The sequence below is a fragment of the Caulobacter sp. CCUG 60055 genome (genome assembly GCF_022750545.1).
Lineage (GTDB): Bacteria > Pseudomonadota > Alphaproteobacteria > Caulobacterales > Caulobacteraceae > PUIC01.
Genome location: NZ_PUIC01000008.1, coordinates 1 through 12008 on the forward strand (window position 1 = coordinate 1; position 12008 = coordinate 12008).

The window sequence follows — 12008 nt, forward strand, 5'->3', positions numbered from 1 at the left end:
ATTTTGCAAGCCGTTTGACAATTTGGGCGCTTCGGCATTGTCCAGTCTCTAAGACGATTGCTCATCACTCTGGATTGCACCGCCCGACGGAAGAAACGCCTTACGCTGACGCGCGCTGCCAGCCTTCGCTTTCCGACGGCGCCACCAGCCCGCCGTCGTGATCAAGGCCGGAAAACTCCAGCCTCAGCCTGTCCAACAATTGGGAACGGATCTGCAATCCCCTGGGCATTGACAGGTTAAGGCTACAATTCGCTTCGCACGGGAATTTCTCGCGCGCTCAGCGATTTTGCGACCCCGACGCTGCATTGATTTTGCTAAGATTTCTCGCATGGACGGGCTGCTCCGCACGGTTACAACCAGCGCCTAGAACTTAACCTGTCGATACCAGCGGGGGAATGGGTGGCGGTGAGAGAGGGATTCGAACCCTCGATAGAGTTTCCCCTATACACGCGTTCCAGGCGTGCGCCTTCAACCACTCGGCCACCTCACCACACCACTCGCGGATCGCGTGGGGCGCGGGCCCCGGCGAGTCCGTCGCGGCAGGCGGTTGAGCTCTGCCGGCGCGGAAGGCGCGCAATATACTGAGGACCGCGCTCGGGACAAGTTTTCCGAACGCGTTTGCATCACTATCTTTAGCGGGCTCCATTCTCCTCGGGATTTTCGCCATGCTGTTCGCCAAGAAGCCCCTCGAAACCCCCACCGCCGAGACGGCCCTGCCGGGGCGCGCCGAGGCCATCGCCACCTCCGCCGCGCATTTCGTCAACGGCCACGCCCTCAAGGGGCCCTATCCGCCAGGCCTGGAGCTGGCGCAGTTCGCCATGGGCTGCTTCTGGGGCGTCGAGCGGCTGTTCTGGAACATTCCCGGCGTCTGGGTGACGGCCGCGGGCTACGCCGCCGGCTTCACGCCCAACCCCACCTACGAGGAGGTGTGCTCGGGCCGCACCGGCCACGCCGAGGTGGTGCTGGTGGTCTTCGACCCGGCGGTGATCTCCTACGAGGCGCTGCTCAGGACGTTCTGGGAGAATCACGACCCCACCCAGGGCATGCGCCAGGGCGGCGACATCGGCACCCAGTACCGCTCGGGCGTCTACACCTATTCCGACGCCCAGACGACGGCGGCCGAGGCCTCGCGCGCGGCCTACGCCAAGGCTCTGGCCGAGCGGGGGCTGGGCCCGGTGACCACCGAGGTCCGGCGGGCCGAGCCGTTCTATTTCGCCGAGGACTATCACCAGCAGTACCTGGCCAAGAACCCCGGCGGCTATTGCGGCATCGGCGGCACCGGCGTGACCTGCCCGGTGGGCGTCGGGGTCGAGGCGTGACGGCGAGGCCGGCGCGGTTTCTTCCGGTGCGGCCTCTCTCGGCGCGCGCATGAGCCCCGCCGAGTTCGAGGCCTTCAGCCTGTCGCTGCCGGCCGCGACCCTGACGGTGCAGTGGGGCGGCAGCCGGGTCTACAAGGTCGGCGGCAAGATGTTCGCCGTGGCCGGGCCGGCGGCGGCGGGGGGCTGGTCGTTCAAGGCGTCGGACGCCGCCTTCGAGATGCTGGCGGCCGAGGGCGTCGGCCGGCCCGCGCCCTATCTGGCGCGCGCCAAGTGGATCCGGTTCGAAGCCCTCGACGTCCTGCCGGACGACGAGACGCAGGCCTATCTAGCGGCGGCCCACGCCCTGGTCGCCGCCAGGCTCCCCCGGGCCGAGCGCCGGCGGCTCGGCCTCGCCTGAGGCTTCCCGCGCCTCCAGCAGACGGCGGATGTCCTGCACGCCCCTGGCGGCGCGCGAATGGCGCTGGCGCCAGAGCAGCAGGCCGCTGGCCCCCAGCGTCGCGGCGGCGAAGGGGGCCGGCCCCAGCAGCCACGCCGCGGCGGCCAGGGCGAAATAGTAGCCCCGCACCCCGGCGTTGAAGGAGGAGAGGGCGGGGTTCAGCAACTGGGCCGCCGCCTCGCCATAGGCCTTCAGCTGGGCCCGCGGCGCGCCCTCGGGCGCGGCCCCGATCGCCGCCAGGCAGTAGTTCATCTGGCGGATCGACCAGATGAAGTCGAGGAAGCCCCGCGCCAGGGTGATGGTGACCACCGCCAGCTTGATGTCGAAGACGATGCGCGGCACCCGGTCGAGGATGGCCAGGGCGGTGACGGACCGGTAGGTCGCCTCGCCGCCGAACAGCGCCCCGGCCGCCGCGGCGATGACGATCAGGTTGGCCGAGGCGAAGAACGACGCCGAATTGAGCGCGTGGCCCATCAGGTTGCTGTCGAGGAAGCGGTTCTCGCGCCCGACCATGTTGGCCATCCAGGCGCGGCGCACCACGGTCATGTCGGTGTTGATCGCGCCTCGCCCGCGCGAGAGCTGGCGCAGCAGCGGCTCGTAGAACAGCCAGCACAGGGCGAACAGCACGAAGGCGGCGATGTCGGTCGGGGCGATCTGGGACAGGATCTTCATGGCGTCGCGGGTCAGTCCTCGATGATGCGGCTGTGGTCGCGGGTGTCGCGCATCAGGGCGTAGACCACCAGCGAGACGGCGACGCCGCCGGCGACGTACCAATAGAAGTAGGGCTCGCGTCCGGCCTGCTTGAACCACAGGGCCACATATTCGGCCGTGCCGCCGAACAGCGAATTGGCCAGGGCGTAGGGCAGGGCGACGCCCAGGGCGCGCACATGGGCGGGGAACAGCTCGGCCTTCACCACCGCGTTGATGGCGGTGTAGCCCGAGACGATGGCCAGGGCGGCGGTGATCAGGGCGAAGGCGACCAGCGGGTCGCGGGTGTGCGACAGCGCCGTCAGGATCGGCACGGTGCACAGGGTTCCCAGGACGCCGAACGCCGTCAGCACCGGCCGGCGGCCGATCTTGTCCGACAGAAGGCCGACCAGCGGCTGCAGCAGCATATAGACGATCAGGCTGGCCGCCGAGATTTCGGTCGCCGCCGACTTGGAGAAGCCCGCCGTGTTGGTCAGGAACTTCTGCATGTAGGTGGTGAAGGCGTAGAAGGCCAAGGTTCCGCCCATGGTCAGGCCGACGACGATGGCCGCCTCGCGCGGGTGGGCCAGCAGGGCGGCGAGGCCGCCCTTGGTCCCGGCCGCCTGGACCTTCTCGAAGGCGGCGGTCTCGGCGATGTTGCGCCGCAGCCAGAGGCCGGTCAGGGCCAGCGCGCCGCCGATGGCGAAGGGGATGCGCCAGCCCCAGGCCTCCAGGTCGGCCTGGGTCATGGTCCGCTGCAGCACGATCAGCACGGCCAGGGCGGCGAGCTGGCCCATGATCAGGGTGACGTACTGCCAGCTCGACCAGAAGCCGCGATGCCGGCGGCTGGCCATTTCCGACAGGTAGGTGGCGCTGGCGCCGTATTCGCCGCCCAGGCTGAGCCCCTGGATCAGGCGCGCGATCAACAGGATCGCCGGGGCCGCCGCCCCGATGCGGGCGTGGCTCGGCGTCAGGGCGATCAGCAGCGAGCCGGCGCACATCATCAGCATGGACAGGGTCAGGGCCGCCTTGCGCCCGCGCCGGTCGGCGTAGACCCCCATCAGCCAGGCGCCGATGGGGCGCATGACGAAGCCGACCGCGAAGATCCCCGCCGCCTGCAGCAGCTGGGCGGTCTGGTCGCCCTTGGGGAAGAACGCCTTGGCGAAATAGAGGGCGAAGGCCGAATAGGCGTACCAATCGTACCATTCGACCAGATTGCCCACCGACCCGCCGAAGATGGATCTCAGGCGGCCGACGAAGGAGCGCGCGGGCGCGGCGTCGACGGCGGTGTCCGTGGCGCTCATGCGCGCTCCCCTGATCGTGGCGGCCCCAAGCTGCCGGGCGCCGCCGGGTTTGTGAAGGGGCGTCCGCCCGCGGGGCGGGTCTTGAACCCCGGCCGCAACCTTCCCAGCTTCAAATCCGTTAGGGCCGAACAGAGCGTGCAAGGGGCAAGCATGTTGCAGGGCTTGATCCGTCGCCTGATTCGCGTCGGGCGTCTTTCGATCGTCTATCCGGGCGGCCGCGTCGAGGAATATGGTGACGGTTCGGGACCGCCGGTGACGGTCCGCCTGACGGCGCGGGGCGTGCGGCGGTTGATGCGCGACCCGGACCTCGGCCTCGGCGAAGCCTGGATGGAGGGCGACCTCGAACTCGAGCAGGGCGCGATGTGGGACCTTCTGGAGATGGTCGGCCGCAACCGCACCGGCGTTCCGGCGCGGCCTGGCGCGGTCATGCGGGTGGTCCACGCCCTGGAGCGCCGGCTGGAGCAGTGGAACACTCGGGCGGCGTCGCGCCGCAACGTCCATGTCCATTACGACCTGTCGACCGACCTCTACCGGCGCTTCCTCGACGCCGACATGCAGTACTCCTGCGCCTATTTCGCCCGGCCCGACATGAGCCTCGAGGAGGCCCAGGCCGCCAAGAAGGCGCACCTGGCCGCCAAGCTCGACCTGTCGCCCGGCCAGCGGGTGCTCGACATCGGCAGCGGCTGGGGCGGGCTGGGGCTGGAGCTGGCCGGCCGCTACGGCGCCAAGGTCACCGGCGTCACCCTGTCCGAGGAGCAGTTGGCCGTGGCGCGGTCGCGGGCCGAAGCGGCGGGGCTGGCCGCCTGCGCCCGCTTCGAGCTGACCGACTATCGCGACGTCGTCGGACCGTTCGACCGCATCGTCTCGGTGGGCATGTTCGAGCATGTCGGCGCGCCCAACTACCGCGCCTTCTTCCAGCGGATCGCCGACCTGCTGACCGACGACGGGGTGGCGGTCATCCACTCGATCGGCCGCCGCTCGCCGCCGGGGATCACCCAGTCGTTCATCCGCAAGTACATTTTCCCCGGCGGTTACATCCCGGCGCTGTCGGAGGTGACGGCGGCGGTGGAGGAGGCCGGGCTGTGGATCACCGACATCGAGGTCCTGCGCCTGCACTACGCCGAGACGCTGCGCTGCTGGCGGATGCGCTTCCTTGCCCAGCGCGAGGCGATCGCCGAGCTCTATGACGAGCGCTTCTGCCGGATGTGGGAGTTCTATCTGGGCGTCAGCGAGCTGGCCTTCCGCTACCTCGACTGCATGGTCTTCCAGGTCCAGCTGTCCAAGCGCGTCGACGCCCTGCCGCTGACCCGCGACTACATCCACGAGGTCGAACTGGCGCCGCCGGCGCGGCGGCGGGCCTAGGCGGCTCGTCCGGGGCGCGAAACCGGCCGCCCCGCGACAAAACCGCGAGCGGGGGTCTTGGCGCCGGTCCGGTTCGCCGCCTAGGCTCGGGCCATGTCCAAGCTCCCCGCCCTGGCCGCCGCCGCCCTGCTGACCTCCGCCCTGACCGCGATCCATCCGGCCGCGGCCGAGACGCCGCCCGCCAAGGCGGCCCCGGCCAAGACGGCGCGCGCCGTCGCCGGGCCGGCCGCCCAGCTGCACGCGGTCATCGCCGACTTCGAGGCCTACGACCGGGCGCAGGACCCGATCAGCGCCGGCATGGAGGGCGACCGCGAGGCGCTGCGGCGCTGGCCTGACGACAGCCAGGCGGCCGTGGCCAAGCGCAAGGCGACGCTCCAGGGCCTGCAGAAGCGCCTCAAGGCCCTGGCCGGCGCCAGCCTGGGCGACGAGGACACGCTCAACCGCGACTTCCTGACCCGCGTCGTCGACGCCCGGCTGGAGGGGATGTCCTTCGACGAGGAGCGCGAGCCGATCAACAGCGACTCCTCGTTCTTCACCACGCCCGACTATGTCGCCAGCTCGACCCGCGTCCGCGACCTCGCCGACGCCGAGGCCTGGATCGCCCGCCTGGAGGCCCTGCCGGCCTATTACGACGTCGAGACCGCCAACGCCCGGCGGGGGCTGGCCACCGGCTTCGTCCAGCCCAGGCGCACCGTCGAGGCGGTGATCGTCCAGGCCAAGGCCCACGCCGACGCCGCGCCGTCGGCCAGCCCGCTGCTGGCGCCGTTCGCAACCTTGCCGTCGACCATTCCGGCGGCGCGGCAGGAGGCGTTGCGGGCCAGGGCGCTGGCCGTGGTCGCCGACAGGATCAAGCCGGCCGAGCGCCAGTTCCTGGCCTTCCTGCAGACCGAATACCTGCCCAAGGCGCGGACGACCCTGGCCACGCGCGAGCTGCCGGACGGCGAGCGGTACTACCGCTATCTGGTCCGCCGCTACACCACCACCGACATGACCCCCGACGAGGTCCACGCGCTGGGCCTCAAGGAGGTGGCGCGCATCCGCGCCGAGATGGACAAGACCATCGCCGAGACCGGGTTCAAGGGAAGCTTCCCCGAGTTCCTGGCCTATCTGCGCACCGACCCGAAGTTTTATCCGACCTCGCGCCAGCAGCTCCTGGAGAAGGCCAGCGAGATCGCCAAGCGCATCGACGACAAGCTGCCCGGCGAGATCGGCAAGCTGCCGCGCCTGACCTACGGCGTACGGCCGGTGCCGCCCGAGATCGAGGACGGCTACACCAGCGGCCGCTACTTCAACGGCAGCCCGCAACTCGGCGTCGCCGGCGGCTACATGGTCAACACCAGCCACCTGAACCAGCGGCCGCTGTACGAGCTGCCGGCCCTGACCCTGCACGAGGCCGTCCCCGGCCACCACATCCAGATCGCCCTGGCCCAGGAGCGCACCGACCTGCCGTGGTTCCGGCGCAACGCCGACGTGACCGCCTTCGTCGAGGGCTGGGCGCTCTATTCGGAGCACCTGGGCCAGGAGATGGGCATCTATCGCGACGCCTACGAGCAGTTCGGCCGCCTGTCCTTCGAGATGTGGCGCGCCTGCCGCCTGGTCGCCGACACCGGCATCCACTGGAAGGGCTGGAGCCGCGAGAAGGCCAAGACCTGCTTCATGGAGAACTCGGCCCTGGCCGAGAAGAACGTCGACGTCGAGCTCGACCGCTACATCTCCTGGCCCGGCCAGGCGCTGGCCTACAAGATCGGCCAGCTCAAGATGCTGGAGCTGCGCCGCCGCGCCGAGGCTCGGCTGGGCGACAAGTTCGACGTTCGCGCCTTCCACGACGAAATCCTCGATTCGGGGCCGCTGCCGCTCAACCTGCTCGACCGGCGCACGGACGCCTGGATCGCCGCCGGCGGACGGCCGCAACCGGCGCGCTGAAGCATCGGCCGTCGCCTGCGGCGGATTGGCTCAGAGGGGTGAAATTAGGACGCGGTTAACCGGCGCGAGCGCCCCGTAGGCCAGTCGGGCGCGGGCTTTGTCGCAAGGCCGCCCCTGGTTCATGTGCGTTTCCATCGACTCTTTCGGAGGCGGGGATGGACGGCAGGAACGAAGACTCGCCGATCTGGAGACGGGACCCGGACGCCTGGGCGGCGGCCATGGACATCGACCTGCGCGCGGCCATGGTCCTGGCGCGGGCGACGGCCGAGGCTCTGCAGTCGGCGCCGTCGGCGGCCGAGCGGCTGAAGGCGGCCCTGATGACCGAAATCGCCCAGCTCGAAGCCGAGGAAGGCGCCTTGGCGGCGGCCACGGCGGCTTTGCTGCGCGACGTGATAGAGCCCGGATGACCACGCGCGCTCCGGCCAAGGGGCGGGCGCGGAGAGACGGGGGAACGCGCGGCGTCGCCCCGTCCGCGCCGGGCGGCGGCTAGCTGGCCGAATTGTCCTCGACGGGCGCTTCGGGACCGTTCTTCTTGATCGACTCGATGGCGTTCTTGGCGGAGGCCTTGGACGAGTATCCCTCGGTCGAGAAGATGATCTCGGAATTGTACTTGAAGCGCACCCGGAACTCGCCGGCCTTGTCCTTGTAGATCTCGAACTTGTGAGCCACGCGCCTCTCCTTGCTCGGCCGGAAGCCTCGCTTCCGGTACGCGGCAAGGCTTGCCGCAAGATCGGCAAGCGTCAACCGCACGCCGTTCACGAATGGGCGAGCGTCTTTCCGCGCGGCGGCGGGGTGCTAGGATCGAGGCGCGGCGCGGAGGCGTCGGCGAAGGAGGCGCGCATGGCTGGGCCCCAGCCCAAACCACAGGTCGAGAAACCGGCCGAGCCGCCCGATCCGGAAGGGCGGGCGCTCAAGCGGCTGCTCGACGGGGCGACGCCGTCCGGTCAGGCCGGCCCAGGCCGCCCCGACGCCGCGTCAGGCCATCCCGACGCCGGCGAGGCCGCCCGCGCCGCCTCCCGGGAGGACGACGCCTGAGGCGGAACGGACGGGCGGGCCCGCCCGGACCTTAATGGCGCCGATCAGCGCTTGGCGTCGTCCGCCGTGCTGCTCACGGCGTGGCCGGCGGCCGAGACGTCGCGGCCGACGCCGGCGATGGTGTTGCAGCCGGCGATGACCAGGGCGGCCGCCATCAGGGCGGCCGAAACCAGAACCTTGCGCATCAGATATCTCTCAGATGAATCCCCGAAAGCGGCCGCATCGGCGACCGCCATGGTGAATTTATGGCGCCGTGCGCATGCGGACAATGCGCGATCCGGAGGCGGGATCAATCCTCGTCCATCTTCAGGGCGGCGATGAAGGCTTCCTGCGGGATCTCGACCTTGCCGAACTGCCGCATGCGCTTCTTGCCTTCCTTCTGCTTGTCCAGAAGCTTGCGCTTGCGGCTGGCGTCGCCGCCGTAGCACTTGGCCGTCACGTCCTTGCGCAGGGCGCGCACCGTCTCGCGGGCGATGACCTTGCCGCCCAGGGCCGCCTGGATCGGGATCTGGAACATGTGCGGCGGGATCAGCTCCTTCATCTTCTCGACCATCGAGCGGCCGCGCGTCTCGGCGCGGGTGCGGTGGACGAGCATCGACAGGGCGTCGACCGGCTCGGCGTTGACCAGGATCGACATCTTGACCAGGTCGCCCTCGCGATAGTCCTCGATCTGATAGTCGAAGCTGGCGTAGCCCTTCGAGATCGACTTCAGGCGGTCGTAGAAGTCGAACACCACCTCGTTCAGCGGCAGGTCGTAGACGACCATCGCCCGGCTGCCGACATAGGACAGTTCGCGCTGCTGGCCGCGGCGGTCCTGGCACAGCTTGATGACCCCGCCCAGGTATTCGTCCGGGGTGAAGATGGTGGCCTTGATCCACGGCTCGGCGATGGTGTCGATCTTGACCGGGTCGGGCATGTCGGCCGGATTGTGCAGGTCGATCACGTCGCCGTTGGTCATGGCGATCTTGTAGACGACGCTCGGCGCCGTCGCGATCAGGTCGAGGTTGAACTCGCGCTGCAGCCGCTCCTGGATGATCTCCAGGTGCAGCAGGCCGAGGAACCCGCACCGGAAGCCGAAGCCCAGGGCCGCCGAGGTCTCCATCTCGTAGGTGAAGCTGGCGTCGTTGAGGCGCAGCTTGCCGACGGCGGCGCGCAGGTCCTCGAAATCGGCCGCGTCCACCGGGAACAGGCCGCAGAACACCACCGGCTGCACTTCCTTGAACCCGGTCAGGGCGGCGGCGGTGGGCTTCTTCTCGTCGGTCAGGGTGTCGCCGACGGCGGCGTCGGCCACTTCCTTGATGCTGGCGGTGATGAAGCCGACCTCGCCGGGGCCGAGCATGTCGACGTCGGTGGCCTTGGGCCGGAACACCCCGACCTTGTCGATGCGGTGGGTGGCGCCGGTCTGCATCATCTTGACCTGCTGGCCGACCTTCAGCGTGCCGTCGAACACGCGCACCAGCACCACCACGCCCAGATAGGCGTCGTACCAGGCGTCGACCAGCAGCGCCTTCAGCGGCACGGCCGGATCGCCCTTGGGCGGCGGCAGGCGGGTGACGATGGCCTCCAGCACGTCGTGGATGCCGAGGCCGGTCTTGGCCGAGCACTGCACGGCGTCGGAGGCGTCCAGGCCGATGACGTCCTCGATCTGGGCCTTGACCCGGTCGACGTCGGCGGCGGGCAGGTCGACCTTGTTGAGGACCGGCACGATCTCGTGGTTGTTGTCGATGGCCTGATAGACGTTGGCCAGGGTCTGGGCCTCGACGCCCTGCGAGGCGTCGACGACCAGGATCGAGCCCTCGCAGGCGGCCAGGCTGCGGCTGACCTCGTAGGCGAAGTCGACGTGGCCGGGGGTGTCCATCAGGTTCAGGACATAGGTCTGGCCGTCGTTGGCCTTGTAGTGCAGGCGGACGGTCTGGGCCTTGATGGTGATGCCGCGCTCGCGCTCGATGTCCATCGAGTCCAGCACCTGGGTGGTCATCTCCCGCGCGGTGAGGGCGCCGGTCTCCTGGATCAGGCGGTCGGACAGGGTCGATTTGCCGTGGTCGATATGGGCCACGATCGAGAAGTTTCGGATGTTGGAGAGGGGCGTCGACGTCATGGCGCCTGCCTCTATCACATTATGGGCCGAACGCGAGGCCGCCCGCCCGCACATGCTTAACCAGGCGTTAAAGCGCCCTGGCCCAAAACAGGACTCATTAGGACGCCAGCCTCGCGTCCTCAGCCGCATATGGAGATTCGGCCCCATGGACCGCCGCGCCCTGATCATTTCCGGCCTCGCCGCCGCGGGGACTGGCGCTTACGCTTCGGCGAGCCGCGCCCAGTCTCAGCCCTATTCCTCGCAACCCTATTCGCCGCCGCCGGCGTCGCAGCCCTATTCGCCGCCGCCGCCGCGGTCCTATCCGGGCCAGCCCGGCGCGCCGCAGGACGGCGGTCCGGCTCCCAGCTATCCGTCTTCCGGCCGGGCCGAGACCTACACCCGCGACGAGACGGTCAACGCCGTGTCCGACTTCATGGGCGTCACCGCCGAGAGCGCCGGCGCCGCCGTCGAGCGGGCGTTCCGCGAGAACGGTCAGCCGACGGCCTATCTGGCGGGGCAGGAGGGCTCGGCCGCCTTCCTCGGCGGGGTGCGCTACGGCAAGGGCCTGCTCTATATGAAGAACCGTCCGACCCAGGAGGTCTATTGGCAGGGACCGTCCATCGGCTGGGACTGGGGCGGCAACGCCAGCCGGGTGTTCACCCTGTGCTACGGCCTGCAGTATCCGGACGCGGTGTTCCGCCGCTTCCCCGGCGTCGAGGGATCGGCCTATTTCGTCGGCGGCCTGGGCGTGAACTATCAGCGCGCCGACGACATCACCCTGGCCCCGATCCGCGCCGGGCTGGGCCTGCGCCTGGGCGCCAACATCGGCTACCTGTCCTACAGCCGCACGCGCCACATCCTGCCGATCTGAGGCCTGGCGCCTACAGCCACTCGTCCTCGGCGGTCAGCATCACGGTCAGCCATTGGCCGCCGTGGGGCGGGCCGCCGAGCCGTTCGGCGATCTCGCGGCGCACGGCGTCGGCCTGCTCGACGCGATAGCCGTGCGGGACCAGGGCGGCGATCTCGATGAACCGCGCCCGCCCGACCTTGGCGACATAGCTGGTGTAGCGCCCCAGGCCATGACGGGCGACCACGTCGTCCATCACCGCCCGCACCCGCGTGTCCAGCGCCTCGGGCGCCACCTGGAACACCTCGCGCAGCGACCGGCGGACCCCGCCCAGCGGGGCCGGGATCATGGCCAGGGCCAGGAGCATCAGCACCAGCGGGTCGACATAGGGCGTCAGGTCCGCGCGCCCGCCACGTTCCAGCGCCGCGCCGACGATGAAGCTGACCAGCAGCGCCCCGCTGAGCGCCCCGCCGATCAGGCAGGCCCGGGCGTCCGTCCTGAGCAGGTCGGAATCGAGCCGGCGGGCCTGGCGGCCGACATAGACGCCGAGGGCCAGGTCGACGACGCTGGTCAGGAAGGCGTAGAGGGCGGCGGAGCCGAACTCGACATGGCGGCCGCCCTCCAGCACCGAACCGAGGGCGGTCAGGAAGGCGTAGAGGCAGGCCAGGGCCAGCACCACGCCGTTGGCGGCGGTGACCAGCGGCTCCAGGTGCCAGTAGCCGAACTGGAAGCGGCGGCTGCCCTCGCTGGCCAGCAGGCGCGAGACCAGCAGGGCCAGGACGGTCATCGCCACGTCGACCCCGGCGTAGATTCCGTCGAACAGGATGGACTGCGAGCGCGAGGCGACGCCGATGACCACGCCCAGGGCGCCGGTCGCCAAGGTCACGGCGATCGACAGCTTGAGAAGGCCCTGCTCCTTGCCGGTGTCCATCCACGCCTTTCCCGGGAGGGAAACGTCCAGACTAGAACGAGCCGGGCGAAAGCGGGAGCGGTTTCACCCGGCGCGGCGCGGAAGGCG

The 12008-nt window shown here is 69.8% G+C and carries 13 protein-coding genes and 1 tRNA gene; 7 read left to right on the forward strand and 7 right to left on the reverse strand.

Annotated features, from left to right (window positions below; translation table 11 throughout):
* Nucleotides 1–400: 400 nt before the first annotated feature.
* Nucleotides 401–490, reverse strand: a tRNA-Ser gene (locus C5708_RS12030).
* A 175-nt stretch (nt 491–665) separates the two neighbouring features.
* On the opposite strand from C5708_RS12030, the gene msrA reads away from it, so the two are divergent.
* Both msrA and C5708_RS12040 read left to right on the forward strand, forming a co-directional pair.
* Nucleotides 666–1319, forward strand: a complete 654-nt coding sequence (gene msrA, locus C5708_RS12035; protein WP_242921416.1) for a peptide-methionine (S)-S-oxide reductase MsrA — start codon at nt 666–668, stop codon at nt 1317–1319.
* Nucleotides 1320–1368: 49 nt separating this feature from the next.
* Entirely contained in the window at nt 1369–1716 is a 348-nt protein-coding gene (locus C5708_RS12040) for an MmcQ/YjbR family DNA-binding protein (RefSeq protein ID WP_242921418.1), read from the forward strand.
* On the opposite strand, the gene C5708_RS12045 is transcribed toward C5708_RS12040, so the two are convergent.
* A complete protein-coding gene (locus tag C5708_RS12045) occupies nt 1645–2427 on the reverse strand; it encodes a DUF599 family protein (RefSeq protein ID WP_242921420.1) in 783 nt (260 codons plus the stop codon). The genes C5708_RS12040 and C5708_RS12045 overlap by 72 nt on opposite strands.
* 11 nt (nt 2428–2438) lie before the next feature.
* Nucleotides 2439–3746, reverse strand: a complete 1308-nt coding sequence (locus tag C5708_RS12050) for an MFS transporter (RefSeq protein WP_242921422.1) — start codon at nt 3744–3746, stop codon at nt 2439–2441.
* 150 nt (nt 3747–3896) lie between these two features.
* On the opposite strand from C5708_RS12050, the gene C5708_RS12055 reads away from it, so the two are divergent.
* The 3 genes from C5708_RS12055 to C5708_RS12065 all read left to right on the forward strand — a co-directional run bounded on the left by C5708_RS12055 (nt 3897) and on the right by C5708_RS12065 (nt 7438).
* On the forward strand, nt 3897–5108 hold the full coding sequence (locus C5708_RS12055) for a cyclopropane-fatty-acyl-phospholipid synthase family protein (protein ID WP_242921424.1): 1212 nt from the start codon (nt 3897–3899) through the stop codon (nt 5106–5108).
* A gap of 93 nt (nt 5109–5201) precedes the next feature.
* Nucleotides 5202–7031: a DUF885 family protein gene (locus C5708_RS12060; protein ID WP_242921426.1), complete on the forward strand. Its 1830-nt coding sequence runs from the start codon at nt 5202–5204 to the stop codon at nt 7029–7031.
* 155 nt (nt 7032–7186) lie between these two features.
* Nucleotides 7187–7438, forward strand: coding sequence for a hypothetical protein (locus C5708_RS12065; protein ID WP_242921428.1), 252 nt, complete (start codon nt 7187–7189; stop codon nt 7436–7438).
* 79 nt (nt 7439–7517) lie between these two features.
* Here the strand turns inward: C5708_RS12065 and C5708_RS12070 are convergent, their stop codons facing one another.
* On the reverse strand, nt 7518–7700 hold the full coding sequence (locus tag C5708_RS12070; protein WP_242921430.1) for a YegP family protein: 183 nt from the start codon (nt 7698–7700) through the stop codon (nt 7518–7520).
* A 171-nt stretch (nt 7701–7871) separates the two neighbouring features.
* On the opposite strand from C5708_RS12070, the gene C5708_RS12075 reads away from it, so the two are divergent.
* Complete coding sequence (locus C5708_RS12075) at nt 7872–8066, forward strand: hypothetical protein (protein ID WP_242921432.1); 195 nt, start codon at nt 7872–7874, stop codon at nt 8064–8066.
* A 44-nt stretch (nt 8067–8110) separates the two neighbouring features.
* Here the strand turns inward: C5708_RS12075 and C5708_RS12080 are convergent, their stop codons facing one another.
* Together C5708_RS12080 and lepA are read right to left on the reverse strand one after the other, a co-directional pair.
* The gene (locus C5708_RS12080; protein WP_242921434.1) at nt 8111–8251 is read right to left on the reverse strand and encodes an entericidin A/B family lipoprotein; all 141 of its coding nucleotides are present in this window, start codon (nt 8249–8251) and stop codon (nt 8111–8113) included.
* Nucleotides 8252–8355: 104 nt separating this feature from the next.
* Entirely contained in the window at nt 8356–10164 is a 1809-nt protein-coding gene (gene lepA / locus C5708_RS12085; RefSeq protein ID WP_242921436.1) for a translation elongation factor 4, read from the reverse strand.
* A gap of 145 nt (nt 10165–10309) precedes the next feature.
* Here lepA and C5708_RS12090 point away from each other — a divergent pair, with 145 nt between their 5' ends.
* On the forward strand, nt 10310–11014 hold the full coding sequence (locus tag C5708_RS12090) for a DUF1134 domain-containing protein (protein WP_242921438.1): 705 nt from the start codon (nt 10310–10312) through the stop codon (nt 11012–11014).
* Between the two features lie 10 nt (nt 11015–11024).
* On the opposite strand, the gene C5708_RS12095 is transcribed toward C5708_RS12090, so the two are convergent.
* A complete protein-coding gene (locus tag C5708_RS12095) occupies nt 11025–11921 on the reverse strand; it encodes a cation transporter (RefSeq protein WP_242921440.1) in 897 nt (298 codons plus the stop codon).
* Nucleotides 11922–12008 lie beyond the last annotated feature (87 nt).